This window comes from Paraburkholderia sp. BCC1885 (assembly GCF_900996235.1).
Lineage (GTDB): Bacteria > Pseudomonadota > Gammaproteobacteria > Burkholderiales > Burkholderiaceae > Paraburkholderia.
The window spans coordinates 312,365-329,179 of the sequence record NZ_CAAJGM010000111.1 but is presented as its reverse complement, the minus strand read 5'-3'; the positions used below and the strand labels follow the sequence as shown (position 1 = coordinate 329,179).

Genomic DNA, 16,815 nt, shown 5'->3' with positions numbered 1-16,815 from the left:
TTCAGGTCCTGAGATGGGGTCATTGCTGCGGTTTTTCTACGGCGGACTGCGCTGCGCCGGGTGCGTCCGTGGCCGGTGCGAGCGGCTTTTCGACCACCACGCGCCGGGCGTCGCGGGCGACGACTTCCATCGGCACGTGCTGCGCCAGCAGCGCATCGTAGCGAGCCGGCGGCAGCAGGGCGAGCGCGTAGCGGTCGGCTTCCCAGCGCTTGAGCCATTCGTCCAGCGTCGGGATCCACTTTTGCGGTTCGACGGAGACGCCGAATGCCAGTTCGTCCGGATGCTCGACCATGATCATCGTATGGCCGACGTAGAACGGCAGGGTGTGGTCAAGCACGCCGACCGAGTAGAACGGCGTATCGGGCGGCAGTTTGGCGATGGCGGCCTTGACGGCCGGCGCGAGCGGCGCGCCGGAACTCAGGCGCCCGAACACGTCATGGCCGGTGCCGGCGATGGTGCCGAGCAGCAGCCACGCCGCGCCGAACAGGGCGGTGGCGCCGACGATCCCGGCGCGGCTGCGGCGGTTCAGCCACAGCGCGGCCAGCGTCAGAATGAACGCGACACCGAGCGCGGCCAGCACCCAGACGCGGAAGGCCACATACAGTTCGGTGGGATTGCGGTCGTCGCCGAGGCGATTCATGAACAGCGCGCCCACCGCCGCCAGCACCAGAAAGCCGGCGTAGGCGGCCAGATGGCGGCGCAGCATGGCCGGCGTGACGAGCGGCAGGTACAGGCCGATCAGCAGGGCGAGCGCCGGCGCGATCGGCAGCGTGTACGACAGCAGCTTCGAATGCGACGCGCTGAAAAACAGGAAGATGAAGGCCGCCCACACCAGCATCATCATGACCGGCGAGAAGCCGTTCGGCTGGCGCGGCAGGCGCAGCGCGTGGCGGATGCTCTGCACGCTCACCGTCAGCCACGGCAGGAAACCGACGAGGAGGACCGGCACGAAGTAATAGAACGCGCCGGGGCGGTTCTGCTCGGGCGTCAGATAGCGCTTGAACTGCTGGACGATAAAGAAGAAGTTGAGGAATTCCGGGTTGCGTTGCTGCACCAGCACGAACCACGGCGTGACGATCGCGAAGAACAGGATCAGCCCGCCGATCAGATGCAGCCGCTTCCACACGGCCCAGTCGCGTGCGGCCAGCGTGTACAGCACCAGTACCGCGCCCGGCAGGATCAGGCCGACGAGGCCCTTCGACAGTACCGCGAGCGCCATCGACGCCCAGCACAGCCACATCCAGCCGCGCACGCTCGCGCTCGGCAGGTTGGGGCGCTGCGCCAGCAGCAGCGCACACAGGGTCAACTCCATCCAGAACGACAGGCCCATGTCGAGCGTGTTGAAGTGGCCCATCAGGTTCCAGTACGGCGAGGTGGCCAGCACGATTGCCGCGAACACGCCGGTGGCCGCGTTGAAGACGCGCGCGCCGGTAAAGCCGAGCAGCAGGACCCCCGCGAAGCCGGTCAACGCCGTGTAGAGGCGCGCCTGCCATTCACCAATGCCGAACCACGCGAAGGTCAGCGCGTTCAGCCAGGTCTGCAGCGGCGGCTTCTCGAAGTATTTGTAGCCGTTGTAGCGCGGCGTGATCCAGTCGCCGGTGAGGAACATTTCGCGCGCCATTTCGGCGTAGCGGCCTTCATCGCTCGGCAGCAGATGGCGCCAGCCGAGCGGCACGAACCAGATCACAGCGAGGACCAGCACCAGAAGCAGGATGGTGCTGCGGTTGAGCGGTAGCCGGGAAGGCGTATCGTTCATGGATTTGTTAGCCTGTTCTTTGGGCGGCGCCGCACAGGCGCCGTGTCAGTGTTGTTAGGAGCATGAAGCGCATGCGGCGGGATAGGCCGCGCCAGCCGGCGGCTGAAGCACGGTTCCGCTCGCGGCGCGCGGGCTGCCGCGCGCCGTGCCGCTTATGCTTCGATCAGCAAGGCAGCCGCGACCTTGCGGCCCTCGGCCATCAGAATGTTGTAGGTGCGGCAGGCGGCCTTGAAGTCCATGGTCTCGACGCCGATGCGCTGCGCGGCGAGCGCGGCGGTCAGACGCGGATGCGGGAAGCGCAGGCGCTCGCCGCTGCCGAACACCACCACCTCGGGGCGCATCTCGATCAGCATCGCGAAATGCTCGGCGGCCAGCGTCTCGAAAGACGTCACGGGCCACGCGATGACGGGGGCCTCCGGCATCACGAGTATGCTGCCAGCGTGGCGCTGGAGATTGATTTCGACATAGCCGGCGCCGTAGCCGGTGACGGTGTTCAGGGCGCCGCTCGAATCCTGGTGTAATTTCAAATTGGTTTTCCGAAGTCGTTCTTTCCGGACTGCATGCACTTGGTGCATTGCGGAAGTCGGCCAAAATCCGCTAAATTATAACTTTTTAGCCGCCCGGCGGCGCTCCTTGCTTCGCGTGCCGTCATAAGCCGCGCCCGAAGCCTTTGCCGGACACCGGCCAGCACGCCGATCAGGCATGGCCAGACAGCTTACCAGGCGCTCCCTTAAGATTCCCTGAGGACACCTTTTGGGCAACCTTTAGAGGACCTTGATTGGGACTGTGAGGAGCCTCAAGGGCAGCATTGGGAGATCCTGAACGGTTCTCCTGAAGCGAGCCGGGCACCCCGGCGCAATCCGCCGCCAGCGCGAACCAGAACAACTTGCGGGAGTGAGTCCCCGAGGCGGCCGCTGCCAGCCGCCTCGGCCACTGCCGCGCTCCGATGCCCATGCCCCGTCTGTTGCGGGCCTGCCCATATATATTCAGGATGAAGTGCCCGCCGTGAAACCGATTCTCAAATCCAACAAGTTGTTGAATGTCTGCTATGACATCCGCGGGCCCGTCCTCGAACATGCGAAGCGGCTCGAAGAAGAGGGCCATCGCATCATCAAGCTGAATATCGGCAATCTCGCGCCGTTCGGCTTCGACGCGCCGGATGAAATCATCCAGGACATGATTCTGAATTTGCCTGGCTCGTCAGGTTATTCTGACTCGAAAGGGGTGTTCGCCGCACGCAAGGCGATCATGCATTACACGCAGCAAAAGGGCGTGCACGGCGTCGAGCTGGACGACATCTACATCGGCAATGGCGCGTCCGAACTGATCGTGATGGCCATGCAGGGCCTGCTCAACGACGGCGACGAGGTGCTGCTGCCGGCGCCGGACTACCCGCTGTGGACCGCGGGCGTGAGCCTGTCGGGCGGCACGCCGATCCACTACCTGTGCGACGAATCAAACGGCTGGATGCCCGATCTGGACGACATCCGCGCCAAAATCACGCCGAATACGCGCGCTTTGGTGGTGATCAACCCGAATAACCCGACCGGCGCGCTGTACTCGGACGAACTGCTGCTCGGTCTGATCGAAATTGCGCGCCAGCACGGCCTTGTGATCTTCGCCGACGAGGTCTACGACAAGATCGTCTACGACGGCAAGCAGCACACCTCGATGGCGGCGCTCTCCGAAGACGTGCTGACGGTCACTTTCAACAGCCTGTCGAAAAGCTACCGCTCGTGCGGCTACCGTGCCGGCTGGATGTTCATCTCGGGGCTGACCGGCGAGAACCGCCGTCGCGCCAGGGACTATTTCGAGGGCCTCGGCATTCTCGCCTCGATGCGGCTGTGCCCGAACGTGCCCGGCCAGTATGCGATCCAGACCGCGCTCGGCGGCTACCAGAGCATCAACGACCTGATCGTGCCGAGCGGCCGCCTGTACAAACAGCGTCAACTCGCGTATGACATGCTGACGGCGATCCCCGGCGTCACCTGCGTGAAACCGGAAGCAGCGCTGTATATGTTCCCGCGCCTCGATCCGAAAATGTACCCGATCGAGGACGACCAGCAGTTCATCCTGGAGCTGCTGCTGGCCGAGCGGGTGTTGCTGGTGCAAGGCACCGGCTTCAACTGGAAGTCGCCGGATCACTTCCGGGTGGTGTTCCTGCCGAACGTCGACGACCTGGCGGATTCGATCAACCGGATCGCCCGCTTCCTCGACGGCTACCGAAAACGTCATTCGGTCTGAGCAACGGCCGCGATTGGCGGCACGTCAGATCCGGACCTAAAGTTTCCCTTAATCCTTACTCTAAAACACACGCTGCATGGAACCGATCAAAGTTGGACTGCTGGGCTTCGGCACGGTGGGCAGCGGCACCTTCACGGTACTGCGCCGCAACCAGGAAGAAATCAAACGGCGCGCCGGCCGCGGCATCGAGATTGCGCGCATTGCCGTGCGCAATCCGGCCAGGGCGACGGCCGCGCTCGGCAGCGAAGCCGGCACGGTGGACATCACCGATAGCTTCGATGCCGTAGTCGAAGATCCGGCGATCGACATCGTCGCGGAAATGATCGGCGGCACGGGCATCGCGCGCGAGCTGGTGCTGCGCGCCATCGCCAATCGCAAGCATGTGGTGACGGCCAACAAGGCGCTGCTCGCCGTGCACGGCACCGAGATCTTCGAAGCGGCGCGCGCCAACGGCGTGATGGTGGCATTCGAAGCGGCGGTGGCGGGCGGCATTCCCATCATCAAGGCGCTGCGCGAAGGGCTGACGGCGAACCGTATCCAGTACATTGCCGGCATCATCAACGGCACGACCAATTACATCCTCTCGGAGATGCGCGACCGTGGGCTCGACTTCGCCACCGCGCTGCGGGCGGCGCAGGAGCTGGGCTACGCCGAAGCCGACCCGACCTTCGACATCGAAGGTGTGGACGCCGCGCACAAGGCGACCATCATGAGCGCGATCGCGTTCGGCGTACCGGTGCAGTTCGACAAGGCTTATGTCGAAGGCATCAGCAAGCTGGCGGCCATCGACATCAAATACGCCGAAGAACTTGGCTACCGCATCAAGCTGCTCGGCATCGCGCGCCGCACCGATAAAGGCATCGAACTGCGCGTGCATCCGACGCTGATTCCCGAGAAGCGCCTGCTGGCGAACGTGGAAGGCGCGATGAACGCGGTGGTGGTGCACGGCGACGCGGTCGGCACCACGCTGTACTACGGCAAGGGCGCGGGAGCCGAGCCGACGGCGTCGGCCGTGGTGGCGGATCTGGTGGACGTGACCCGTCTGCATACCGCGGACCCGGAGCATCGCGTGCCGCATCTGGCGTTCCAGCCGGACAGCCTGTCGAACACGCCGATCCTGCCGATCGAGGAAGTGACGAGCGGCTATTACCTGCGTCTGCGGGTCGCGGACGTGACCGGCGTGCTCGCCGACATCACGCGCATCCTCGCGGATACCGGCATTTCCATTGACGCGCTGCTGCAGAAGGAATCGGAGCACGTCGACGCCAACGGCAAGGGCGAAACCGACATCATCCTGATCACGCACGAAACGGTCGAAAAGCACGTCAACGCCGCGATCAGGAATGTCGAGGCGCTGCAGACCGTCGTGTCGCAGGTGACCAAGCTGCGCATGGAAGCACTGAACTAGCCAGAGACTGATATGAACTACCTTTCCACGCGCGGCGCCGGAGCCGGCGAGCGCCATACGTTTTCCGACATCCTGCTGGGCGGTCTCGCGCGAGACGGCGGCCTGTACCTGCCGGCGCAATATCCGCAGGTCTCGGCCGACGAACTCGCGCGCTGGCGCACGCTGCCTTACGCGGACCTCGCCTTCGAGATTCTGTCGAAATTCAGCGACGACATTCCCGCCGACGACCTGCGCGCGCTCACCCGCCGCACCTACACGGCGGCCACCTACTGCAACGTGCGCGACGACGAAAGCGCCGCGCAGATCACGCCGCTGAAGACGCTGGGCGTCGAAAACGGCGCGCCGCTGGCGCTGCTCGAACTGTCCAACGGGCCGACGCTGGCGTTCAAAGATATGGCGATGCAGTTGATCGGCAACCTGTTCGAATACGCATTGGCGAAGCACGGCGAGACGCTCAACATCCTGGGCGCCACCTCGGGCGACACCGGCAGCGCGGCCGAATACGCCATGCGCGGCAAGCAGGGCATCCGCGTGTTCATGCTGTCGCCGCACCGCAAGATGAGCGCGTTCCAGACGGCGCAGATGTATAGCCTGCAGGACCCGAACATTTTCAACCTCGCGGTGGAAGGCAATTTCGACGACTGCCAGGACATCGTCAAGGCCGTCTCGAACGACCACGCGTTCAAGGCGAAGCACAAGATCGGCACGGTCAATTCGATCAACTGGGCGCGTGTCGTCGCGCAGGTCGTGTACTACTTCAAGGGTTATTTCGCCGCCACGAAGTCGAACGGCGAGCGGGTCTCGTTCACGGTGCCGTCGGGCAACTTCGGCAACGTCTGCGCCGGGCATATCGCGCGCATGATGGGCTTGCCCATCGAAAAACTCGTGGTCGCCACCAACGAGAACGACGTGCTCGACGAGTTTTTCCGTACCGGCGTCTACCGCGTGCGCAAGGCGGCCGAGACGTATCACACCAGCAGCCCGAGCATGGACATTTCGAAGGCGTCGAATTTCGAGCGTTTCGTGTTCGACCTGCTGGGACGCGATCCGGCGCGGGTGCTGCAACTGTTCCGCGACGTCGAAGAAAAGGGCGGTTTCGATCTGGCGGCGAGCGGCGATTTCGCGCGCGTCAAGGAATTCGGCTTCGTGTCGGGGCGCAGTAGCCACGCCGACCGGGTGGACGTGATTCGCGACGTGTTCGAACGTTACGACACCATGATCGACACCCACACGGCCGACGGCCTGAAGGTGGCGCGCGAGCATCTGCAACCTGGCATCCCGATGATCGTGCTGGAGACCGCCCAGCCCATCAAGTTCGGCGAGACCATCCGCGAGGCGCTGCTGCGCGAACCGGAGCGGCCGGCGGCTTTCTCCGGGATCGAAGCGCTGCCGCAGCGCTTCGAGGTGTTGCCGGCGGACGCGCAGCGCGTGAAGGACTTCGTGGTGGCGCATACGGGCGGCTGATGTCGAAAGGGACGCCCGGCGGTCCTCGCGGGCCGCTACAATAATCGTTTAAGTTCTGCGGGCCCGTTCGATGTCCACGCCCACCTCTGCCACGCCCTCCGCGCCGCGCGCGCCGATGCTGTCCACCTCTGACGCCCTTGCCACGCTGCTGGGCGCTTCCAGCACCGTCAGCGGCACGGAGACGCTCGCCACGGTGGACGCACTAAACCGCGTGCTGGCCGTCGATGTAGTGTCGCCGCTCGACGTGCCTCCCATGAACATCAGCGCCATGGACGGCTACGCGGTGCGGCTCGCCGATCTCGCCCACGGCGAAGGCCGGCTGCCGGTGTCGCAACGCATTCCGGCCGGCCACGCGCCGCAGCCGCTCGCGGCCGGCACGGCAGCGCGGATTTTCACCGGCGCCACCGTGCCGCCCGGTGCCGACGCCATCGTCATGCAGGAGCAGACCGAAGCCGCCCACGAGGCGGTGACGATCCTGCACCTGCCGAAAGCCGGCGAATGGATCACGGCGCACGGCGCGGACATCCGCAGCGGCTCGGTGATACTGCCGGCGGGCACGCGCCTGACGCCGCAGGCGCTGGGGCTGGCGGCCTCGGTGGGCTGCGCGCAATTGCGGGTGCTGCGGCGCGTCAAGGTGGCCGTGTTTTTCACCGGCGACGAGCTGACCATGCCGGGCGAGCCGCTCAAACCCGGCGCCATCTACAACTCGAATCGCTTCACGCTGCGTGGGCTGCTCGAAAAGCTCGGCTGCGAAGTGACCGATTACGGTATCGTCCCCGACCAGCTCGACGCGACCCGCGCGACGCTGCGCGAGGCCGCGCAGTCGCATGACCTGATTTTGACCAGCGGCGGCGTGTCGGTGGGCGAGGAAGATCACGTGAAGCCGGCGGTCGAGGCGGAAGGGCGGCTGTCGATGTGGCAGATCGCCATGAAGCCCGGCAAGCCGCTGGCATTCGGCGCGGTACGGCGCGGCGTCCGGGCGGCAGAGGCGGCCGAAACCTTCTTTATCGGTCTGCCGGGCAATCCGGTATCGACTTTCGTCACCTTCCTGCTGTTTGTGCGTCCGTTCGTGCTGCGGCTGGCGGGCGTGCGCACCGTGACGCCGCGGGCGTTGTCGCTGCGCGCGGACTTTACGCAGGCCAAAGGCGACCGCCGCAATGAATTCCTGCGCGCCAAAATCAATCCGGCGGGCGGTCTCGACCTGTTTCCGAACCAGAGTTCGGCGGTGCTGACTTCGACGGTGTGGGGCGACGGCCTGATCGACAATCCGCCCAATCACGTGATCAGCGCCGGCGAGACGGTGCGTTTCATTCCCTTTTCCGAATTACTGAACTGACGCCGGCGGCGTCTATTAGCCAAGCAGATGAAGATCCAGCTGAAATTTTTTGCCAGCGTGCGCGAAGCGCTCGGCACCGCCGACGAGACGGTGGACGTGCCCGACAGCGTCGCCACGGTCGGCGACGTGCGGGTATGGCTGCGGGCGCGCGGTGGCGTCTGGGCGGAGACGCTCGCCGAGGGCCGCGCGCTGCGCATGGCCTGCAATCACGTGATGACCGACGCCGGCACGCGCATCACCGAAGGCTGTGAAGTCGCGTTTTTCCCGCCCGTCACCGGCGGCTGAGGGCGAGACGATGACCGTTCGTGTCCAGACCGAAGATTTCGACCTCACCGCCGAGGTGGCCAGCCTGCGCGCGCAGAATCCCAAGGTGGGCGCGGTGGCCTGCTTCGTCGGCACCGTGCGCGACCTGAACGACGGCAGCACGGTCGAAACCATGGAACTCGAGCACTATCCGGGCATGACGGAGAAGTCGCTCGCGGCCATCGTCGACACGGCGCGCGCCCGCTGGCCGGGCGTCGAGGTGCTGGTCGTCCACCGTGTGGGCAAGCTGTATCCGCTCGACCAGATCGTGCTGGTGGCGACCACGGCGGCGCATCGCGGCGACGCGTTTGCGTCGTGCGAATTCGTGATGGATTACCTGAAAACCGAAGCGCCGTTCTGGAAAAAGGAAAAGACCGATCAGGGCGAACGCTGGGTCGATGCGCGCGTGACGGACGACGCGGCGCTCGCGCGCTGGGGCATCGGCTCGATTAATACGAAGTCCGAATAACGCGCGTATTGCCTGCCGCAGTGGGCCGCGCGCCGCTTCAATCCTCGTTCGACGATCGCCCGATAATCTTCGCCGGAAACGGCTCGCCACGCTTGCCGGCCGCCGCATGTTCCGCCGCATGCGCCTGTGGATCGCGCTTCGGCGGCGCGATCCGCTCAAGTAGCGCCCGCTGTTCGGCGGGAATCGCGTAGTCCCATCCAAATCGGCTCAACTGCAGGCTTTGCGCGATGCGCAACGCCGGTTCCATGAAGCGGATCGCCGCCGCCGGTTCGTAGCGCGACTCCACGGTATCGAGAAAGAGGTAAAGCCAGTGGCTGAAGTGGCGCGGCTCGAGTCCCGGCAGCGGCTGGTGCGCCTGCTGCACGTTGCCGCGATACTGCTTCGCGCCGAGCACGAGGCTCGCCCAGAACGTGCACATCTTCGGCAGATGCACGTCCCAGCGTCCGGCGAGCGTCTGCTCGAACACCGGGCCGAGTGTGGCGTCAGAGCGCACGCGCTCGTAGAAGGCGTAGACCAGCTCGCGGATATTCGCTTCGGTGGGTTCCGTGTGCCTTGTGGCAGCGGGGCCGGGCGCGGCGGCAAAAGTGGGCTTCATACGGGGACCGGAGACAAATTCAAATTCGGATGCAATGAGCACGGCGGGCAATAGTGCTTCACAATTCGCTAATTCAAAAAAGTTACCCTATGGGAAAACCGCGGGGCAAACTGCGGGCAAACGTTAGCATTCGGAATGGCACCCATCCTTGGAAAGCCCTGCATAACATGCGTAATAGCGGCATGTTATGGCCGGCGGGCTGACCGGACAACCCTCGCGCCGACACGGTCTTTCAGCGGATCGCCGCCGTCGCTCATCGTGACTTCGTGATCTTGCGCTTATGAGACTGACCGACTACACCGATTACTCGCTCCGCGTCATGCTGTACCTCGCGGTTCGCGACGAGGGACTGGCGACCATCCAGGATATCTCGGACGCCTACGGGATTTCGAAAAACCACCTCATGAAGGTCGTCCAGCGGCTCGGCGAACTGGGCTGGGTGGAGACAGTGCGCGGCCGCAACGGCGGGCTGCGGCTCTTCGAACACTCGGCGGCGTTGACGGTCGGCGAGGTCGTGCGGGCGACCGAGAGCGATTTTGCCCTGGTCGGCTGTTTCCCGGACGAACGGGGCGTCCAGCGGCACTGCGTCATCCAGTCGCAATGCCGGCTCAAAGGCGTGCTGGAAACGGCGCGCCACGCCTTTCTGTCGGAGCTGGACCGTCATACCATCGGCGAGCTGGCCGAGCCTCAGGGGCCGCTCGCGGCCCTGCTCGGCATGCGGCAGATCGTCCCGATTGCGCTCGCCAGCGCGGGCAACGGCGGAGCGGCGTAAGTCGATTGACGGAAACGAAGCGCCTGTTCGCGTCAATTGTTAAATACTTCGTCTCGCATGCAAAAAACCGCTTGAAACCCGCAGAAAACGCCTCATTTTGGTGATATTCGAAAATTGGAGGTCTCTTGATGAGAGTCGACAAACTCACCACTAAATTTCAGGAAGCGCTGGCGGATGCGCAGAGTCTGGCGGTCGGCCATGACAATCAGTACATCGAGCCGCTGCACCTGCTCGCCGCGCTGGTCGCGCAGAAGGACGGCTCGGCCCGCTCGCTGCTCTCGCGCGCCGGCGTGCACGTGCAGGCGCTGCAAACCGCGCTCAACGACGCCATCACGCGTCTGCCGCAGGTCCAGGGGACTGACGGCAACGTGCAGCTTGGCCGCGAACTGATCGGCCTGCTGAACCAGGCCGACAAGGAAGCCCAGAAGCTGAACGACACCTTTATCGCCAGCGAAATGTTCCTGCTGGCCGTGGCCGACGACAAGGGCGAAGCCGGCCGCCTCGCGCGCCAGCATGGCCTGTCGCGCAAGTCGCTGGAATCGGCGATTGCCGCCGTGCGCGGCGGCTCGCAGGTGCACAGCCAGGACGCCGAAAGCCAACGCGAAGCGCTGAAGAAATACACCGTCGATCTGACCGAGCGCGCGCGTGCCGGCAAGCTCGACCCGGTGATCGGCCGCGACGACGAAATCCGCCGCTCCATCCAGATCCTGCAGCGCCGTACCAAGAACAACCCGGTGCTGATCGGTGAGCCGGGTGTCGGCAAGACGGCCATCGTCGAGGGTCTCGCGCAGCGTATCGTCAACGGCGAAGTGCCGGAAACCCTCAAGGGCAAGCGCGTGTTGTCGCTCGATATGGCGGCGCTGCTGGCCGGCGCCAAGTATCGCGGCGAGTTCGAAGAGCGCCTGAAAGCCGTGCTGAACGATATCGCCAAGGACGAAGGGCAGACCATCGTCTTTATCGACGAAATCCACACCATGGTCGGCGCGGGCAAGGCCGAGGGTGCGATGGATGCAGGCAATATGCTCAAGCCGGCGCTCTCGCGTGGCGAGTTGCATTGCGTCGGCGCCACCACGCTGGACGAATATCGTAAGTACATCGAAAAGGATGCCGCGCTCGAACGCCGCTTCCAGAAGGTGCTGGTGGACGAACCGTCGGTCGAGGCAACCATCGCCATCCTGCGCGGCTTGCAGGAAAAGTATGAGCTGCATCACGGCGTGGATATCACCGATCCGGCGATCGTCGCGGCGGCGGAACTGTCGCATCGCTACATCACCGACCGTTTCCTGCCGGACAAGGCCATCGACCTGATCGACGAGGCTGCTTCGAAGATCAAGATGGAAATCGATTCGAAGCCCGAAGAGATGGACCGGCTCGACCGCCGCCTGATCCAGTTGAAGATCGAGCGCGAAGCCGTCAAGAAGGAAAAGGACGAAGCGTCGCAGAAGCGTCTGCAATTGATCGAGGAAGAAATCGAGAAGCTGAACCGCGATTATTCGGACCTCGAAGAAATCTGGATGGCGGAAAAAGCCGCCGTGCAAGGCAGCGCGCAACTGAAGGAAGAGATCGAGAAAACCCGCGCGGAAATCACGCGCCTGCAACGCGAAGGCAAGCTGGAGAAGGTCGCCGAGCTGCAGTACGGCAAGCTGCCGGGGCTCGAAGCGCAGTTGAAGGAAGTGACCCAGGCCGAAGCGAAAGAGCAGAACAATCCCACGCGTCCGCGTCTGTTGCGCACGCAGGTGGGGGCTGAGGAAATTGCCGAGGTGGTCTCGCGCGCGACCGGCATTCCGGTGTCACGCATGATGCAGGGCGAGCGCGAAAAGCTGCTGCAGATCGAAGGCAAGCTGCATGATCGCGTGGTGGGCCAGGACGAAGCGATTTCGGCGGTGGCCGACGCGATTCGCCGTTCGCGTGCGGGTCTGTCGGATCCGAACCGTCCATACGGCTCGTTCCTGTTCCTCGGCCCGACGGGTGTCGGCAAGACCGAACTGTGCAAGGCGCTGGCATCGTTCCTGTTCGATTCGGAAGATCATCTGATCCGGATCGACATGAGCGAGTTCATGGAGAAGCACAGCGTCGCGCGGCTGATCGGCGCGCCGCCGGGTTATGTCGGTTATGAGGAAGGCGGTTACCTGACCGAAGCGGTGCGTCGCAAGCCGTACAGCGTGATCCTGCTCGACGAAATCGAGAAGGCCCATCCGGACGTGTTCAACGTGCTGCTGCAGGTGCTCGACGACGGCCGCATGACCGACGGCCAGGGGCGCACCGTGGACTTCAAGAACACGGTGATCGTGATGACGTCGAACCTCGGTTCGCAGGTGATCCAGTCGATGGTCGGCGAACCGCAGGAAGCCGTGAAGGATGCGGTGTGGGAAGAAGTGAAGCTGCATTTCCGCCCCGAATTCCTCAACCGGATCGACGATGTCGTGGTGTTCCATGCGCTCGACCGCACCAACATCCAGTCGATTGCGAAGATTCAGTTGCAACGGCTGCAGGAGCGGCTTGCGAAGCTCGACATGCAACTGGTGGTGTCGGACGAGGCGCTGGAGTTGATCGGCAAGGTCGGTTACGACCCGCTGTTCGGTGCGCGGCCGTTGAAGCGCGCCATCCAGCAGGAGATCGAGAACCCGGTCGCCAAGCTGATTCTGGCCGGCAAGTTCGGTCCGAAGGACGTGATTCCGGTCGAGGTCGAAGACGGCAAGCTGGTGTTCGATCGCGTCGTGCACTAACTACGGCGACGCGCGGTCTGTGGAGCGGCTGTGTTTAAGCCGCTCCCTACCGACAACCGAAAACGGGTAAAAGCAAAAGGGCAACGAATTTGATTCGTTGCCCTTTTTATTTATCCGGACGCGGGTTTGTCCGGACGTTTTGCTACATCGGCTTTACTGCAACGCGCCTTATGCGTTGCTCTTGCCGCCGAGCAGCGACTCCAGGCCGCCGAGCGCGCCGAGCACGCTCGTTGCGTTCAGTTGGCCTTGCGCGGGGACTTCGCCAGTGGGTGTGGCCGCGTTGACGACGTGCGGCAGAATCTGCGACAGCAATCCCGTGAGCTGTTCGGGCTGCACGCCGGCCTTGGCCGCGAGATTGGTGACGGTATCCGAGCCCAGCACGCTATGCAGCGTATCGGCGGCGATCGGCTGATTTTCGCCGTTGCTGATCCACGAACTGATGATGTCGCCGGCGCCTTTGTCCTTGAACTGCTGGATCAGGCCATTCAGGCCGCCCGGCTGGTTGTTGACGAATTCGAGCGCGGTGCTGATCAGGGCTTGCTGGCCGCCGCCTTGGGGCGACTGGCCGAGCAGGGAACCGAAGGTATCGAGTAGGCTCATGACGGTCTCTCTTGAATGCCGGCGCGCAGTGGCGACGCTGGCGGGTGAAAACGCCGCGCGGTTGCGCGGCACCGAACTCAGGTCCCCGATGCAGCGGCAGCCGAGGCCGCCTTGTTCTTTTTGGCCTTTTTCTTCGAGGCCTTGCTGCCCGAAGCATCCGCCGGGGCGCTGGCAGCCGTTGCTGCAGGCGCGGAGGCAGCGGCTGCCTCGGAGGCCGCCGCTTTGCTCTTCTTCTTCGACTTCGAAGCCCTGCCACCCGAGGCGGCAGCAGGCGCGCTCGCGGCGGCTGCCGGCGCGGGCGTGGCGGTGGTTGCCGCTGTTGTTGCCGCAGTGGTTGCAGTTGAGGTTGCGACCTGGGTCTTGGTTGCCGGGGTGCTGGTGGCGGCCGTGTTCGCCGTGGTGGCCGCGCTCGATTTGGCGGTGGCCTTGGTGCCGGCCGGCGGTGCGGATGAGCCGTTGATCGTGAGGCCGGCCGCTTCAAGATTGGTCACCGACTTGGTGCCGATGCCCTTCACGCGCGTGGCGAGATCGTCGGCGTCCTTGAACGGGCCGTTTTTGCTGCGCTCGTCGATGATGGCTTTTGCATGCACGGGGCCGATGCCCTTGACGGTTTCGAGCGTTGCCTGATCGGCGGAATTGACTTCCACCGCGGCGGCGAATCCGGCTGACAGGGACAGGGCCAAGGCAACGCAAAGCATGAGCAGCTTCTTCAGCATGGCAAGCACTCCATTGAGGGCAAAAAAAGTTAGCCGGGAACGGACGACGCAGGCAGTCAGCACGCGCTGCGCTTAAGCATAGGATAAATTGCGCGCGCTTCTGATGAAAACCGCCGATTTATACCGATCGAATCGTGACAAGTAAATCATTGTGAAGACTATTTAAACCTTTCGCCTATTTTGTGGGCTTTTGTGTGCGAGCGACTGCACCGCGTACCTCGAAGTGGACCGCATCGGCGACGCTGCCGTCGGCATTCACCAGTTCCAGCAGATGGTGTCCGGGCCACGGCAGCCAGGGCACACGCGCCGCGTGACCCAGCGTCTTGCCGTCGAGACGCCAGGTGCTGAGCGTCGAGCCTCCGCTCGCTCGCTCGAAGGAAACCCGTTGGCGCGAGGCGGGAATGTCGGGATCGAGCGCGAAGATCGTGCCGTCGGTGGGCGCGCCGATATGCACCGCGCCGTGCGTCGAGACGCGCTGCACGGCGGCGTCGGCATTCGCCGCAAGGGCTACGATCGGCGTCTGCGTGCCGTCCAGGAACCAGTCGTCGCGGGCGGGCTCGACGCCGGTTTCGAACGTGACCCGGGTTTGAACCACGCCGGGTGGCGCGGCCGGCGGCGTGCTCAGCAAACGCCGATGCAGATAGCCGACGATTGCGGCCCACACCGACGCCGCGCCGGTCACGCCGGACACGTCCCACATTGGCGTGCCGTCGGCATTGCCCACCCACACGCCGACCGTGTAGCGCGAGGTGAAGCCGATCGTCCAGTTGTCGCGCATGTCCTTGCTGGTGCCGGTTTTGACGGCGGAGAAGAAACGCGTGGCAAGCGGGCTATCGAAACCGAAGGTGCGGGTGCGCGCGTTATTGTCCGCCAGCACCGTGGTGATGATGAAGCTCGCGGCGGGACTGAAGACGCGCTGCGTATTACCCGCCGTGGCGTCGCGCGGCGTGTTCGGACGGCGCGGCAGATCGACCGTGGCGCCGGCGACGCCGCCATTCGCCAGCGCGCGATAGGCATTGGTCAAGGCCAGCAGCGTGACGTCCGCGCTGCCGAGCGCGAGGCTGTAGCCATAGTAGTCGCCGCTTTGCGTGAGCGGCAGGCCGAGCGCGGTGAGCGTCTTGGCGAAGCGGTGCGGCGTCACCATGACCAGCGTGCGCACGGCCGGCACGTTCAGCGACGAGCCGAGCGCGGTGCGCACGCTGACCCAGCCCTTGAAGTCCTTGTCGTAGTTCTGCGGAATATACAGGCCGCCGCCCGCGGCCAGATCGAGCGGCGCGTCGTCGAGCAAAGAAGTAGTGGTGAGCCGCCGTTCGTCGATGGCCTGCGCGTACAGGAACGGCTTGAGCGTCGAGCCCGCCTGGCGCAGGGCGAGCACGGCATCCACGTCGCGTGCGCCTGACAGCGCGCCCGACGAGCCGACCCACGCCCGCACCTCGCCCGTGGTGTTGTCGAGCACCACCACCGCGCCGTCCTGCACGTTGCGTGGATGCGCGCGGGCGTTCAGTTCGAGCAGGGTGCGAGTGAGCGTGTCGCGGGCAAAGCGTTGCAGGTTCGCGTCAAGCGTGGACTTCACGCGCGCGCCTGCCGCCGGATGCACTTCAGCGGCTACGCGGCGTGCGAAGTGCGGCGCGAGACCGTCGTCGTCGGGCGTGATGGAGAGGGTGGCGGGCGCGGGCCTGGCGAAGGCCAGTTGCACGAAGCCGCCGAGGTTCGCGCATTGGCTGGCGGCGTGCATGTCGCGCAGAATCCGGCAGGCGCGTTCGCTGACTTTGGCGTAGGAGGCGTTGGGCGCGCGGATCAGCGCGGCGGCGACCGCCGCTTCGCGTTCGTCGAGACCGGAAGGCGCCTTGCCGAACAGGGTCATCGAGATGGCGGAGAGGCCCACTGTCTCGCCGCGAAACGGCACCAGATTCAGATAGGCTTCGAGAATCTGGTCCTTGCGCCAGCTGCGCTCGAGCCACAACGCGTTGACGGCTTGGCTGGCTTTCTGCGTGATCGAACGTTGTCCTGAATGTTGCGGGTCGTCGTCGAGCAGCCCCGTCAGCTGCATGGTCACAGTGGACGCGCCGCGCGTGCGCGTATTCCACAGATTGGCCCACGCAGCACCCGCCGCACCGCGCCAGTCGACCCCGCTGTGCTCGTAGAAACGCTTGTCTTCCGAGACCACGATGGCCTGGCGCAGCGCCGGCGAGACATCGGCGAGCGCGACCCAGTCGCCGCGCCGCTCGCTGTGGTCGATGCGCGTGCGTTGCAGCGGCTCGCCGTCGCGCGCCAGCAGGACCCAGTCCGAGCTGTGCCACTGGGCGCGCACTTCGTCGAAGGTGGGGACAGCGAAGGCGCTGAGCGACGTGCCCAACAGCGTGACGCAGAGTGCGCTGCGGGCGAGGGCCGGCCGGGAAAGGAGACGGGTCAGCATGCCGTTGCGC

14 protein-coding genes are annotated in these 16,815 nt (G+C 64.7%); 8 read left to right on the top strand and 6 right to left on the bottom strand.

Features of this window, described 5'->3' with window-relative positions; genetic code table 11:
- Window positions 1–19 precede the first annotated feature (19 nt).
- Both FQ755_RS10445 and FQ755_RS10440 read right to left on the bottom strand, forming a co-directional pair.
- Complete coding sequence (locus tag FQ755_RS10445) at window positions 20–1,756, bottom strand: glycosyltransferase family 39 protein (RefSeq protein WP_144153776.1); 1,737 nt, start codon at window positions 1,754–1,756, stop codon at window positions 20–22.
- A 152-nt stretch (window positions 1,757–1,908) separates the two neighbouring features.
- Window positions 1,909–2,283 (bottom strand): Mth938-like domain-containing protein, encoded by a 375-nt coding sequence (locus FQ755_RS10440; protein WP_144154630.1) that lies wholly within the window; start codon window positions 2,281–2,283, stop codon window positions 1,909–1,911.
- A 469-nt stretch (window positions 2,284–2,752) separates the two neighbouring features.
- On the opposite strand from FQ755_RS10440, the gene FQ755_RS10435 reads away from it, so the two are divergent.
- From FQ755_RS10435 to moaE, 6 genes are all read left to right on the top strand, one after another.
- On the top strand, window positions 2,753–4,000 hold the full coding sequence (locus tag FQ755_RS10435) for a pyridoxal phosphate-dependent aminotransferase (RefSeq protein ID WP_144153774.1): 1,248 nt from the start codon (window positions 2,753–2,755) through the stop codon (window positions 3,998–4,000).
- Between the two features lie 76 nt (window positions 4,001–4,076).
- Window positions 4,077–5,408 (top strand): homoserine dehydrogenase, encoded by a 1,332-nt coding sequence (locus FQ755_RS10430; RefSeq protein WP_144153772.1) that lies wholly within the window; start codon window positions 4,077–4,079, stop codon window positions 5,406–5,408.
- 12 nt (window positions 5,409–5,420) lie between these two features.
- Window positions 5,421–6,872: a threonine synthase gene (gene thrC / locus FQ755_RS10425; RefSeq protein ID WP_144153770.1), complete on the top strand. Its 1,452-nt coding sequence runs from the start codon at window positions 5,421–5,423 to the stop codon at window positions 6,870–6,872.
- A 115-nt stretch (window positions 6,873–6,987) separates the two neighbouring features.
- Window positions 6,988–8,208 (top strand): gephyrin-like molybdotransferase Glp, encoded by a 1,221-nt coding sequence (gene glp / locus FQ755_RS10420; protein WP_409937444.1) that lies wholly within the window; start codon window positions 6,988–6,990, stop codon window positions 8,206–8,208.
- A gap of 27 nt (window positions 8,209–8,235) precedes the next feature.
- Window positions 8,236–8,493, top strand: a complete 258-nt coding sequence (gene moaD, locus FQ755_RS10415) for a molybdopterin converting factor subunit 1 (RefSeq protein ID WP_144153766.1) — start codon at window positions 8,236–8,238, stop codon at window positions 8,491–8,493.
- 10 nt (window positions 8,494–8,503) lie between these two features.
- The gene (gene moaE / locus FQ755_RS10410) at window positions 8,504–8,980 is read left to right on the top strand and encodes a molybdopterin synthase catalytic subunit MoaE (RefSeq protein ID WP_144153764.1); all 477 of its coding nucleotides are present in this window, start codon (window positions 8,504–8,506) and stop codon (window positions 8,978–8,980) included.
- 37 nt (window positions 8,981–9,017) lie between these two features.
- Here the strand turns inward: moaE and FQ755_RS10405 are convergent, their stop codons facing one another.
- Entirely contained in the window at window positions 9,018–9,575 is a 558-nt protein-coding gene (locus tag FQ755_RS10405; RefSeq protein ID WP_144153762.1) for a group III truncated hemoglobin, read from the bottom strand.
- A gap of 280 nt (window positions 9,576–9,855) precedes the next feature.
- On the opposite strand from FQ755_RS10405, the gene FQ755_RS10400 reads away from it, so the two are divergent.
- Window positions 9,856–10,347, top strand: a complete 492-nt coding sequence (locus FQ755_RS10400) for an Rrf2 family transcriptional regulator (RefSeq protein WP_144153760.1) — start codon at window positions 9,856–9,858, stop codon at window positions 10,345–10,347.
- A 128-nt stretch (window positions 10,348–10,475) separates the two neighbouring features.
- Window positions 10,476–13,073 (top strand): ATP-dependent chaperone ClpB, encoded by a 2,598-nt coding sequence (gene clpB / locus FQ755_RS10395; protein WP_144153758.1) that lies wholly within the window; start codon window positions 10,476–10,478, stop codon window positions 13,071–13,073.
- 168 nt (window positions 13,074–13,241) lie between these two features.
- Here clpB and FQ755_RS10390 read toward each other — a convergent pair whose 3' ends face one another.
- The 3 genes from FQ755_RS10390 to pbpC all read right to left on the bottom strand — a co-directional run bounded on the left by FQ755_RS10390 (window position 13,242) and on the right by pbpC (window position 16,805).
- Entirely contained in the window at window positions 13,242–13,745 is a 504-nt protein-coding gene (locus tag FQ755_RS10390) for a YidB family protein (RefSeq protein WP_409937337.1), read from the bottom strand.
- Between the two features lie 5 nt (window positions 13,746–13,750).
- Window positions 13,751–14,389, bottom strand: a complete 639-nt coding sequence (locus tag FQ755_RS10385) for a helix-hairpin-helix domain-containing protein (RefSeq protein ID WP_186308479.1) — start codon at window positions 14,387–14,389, stop codon at window positions 13,751–13,753.
- 175 nt (window positions 14,390–14,564) lie between these two features.
- On the bottom strand, window positions 14,565–16,805 hold the full coding sequence (gene pbpC, locus FQ755_RS10380; protein ID WP_144154626.1) for a penicillin-binding protein 1C: 2,241 nt from the start codon (window positions 16,803–16,805) through the stop codon (window positions 14,565–14,567).
- Between the last annotated feature and the right edge of the window lie 10 nt (window positions 16,806–16,815).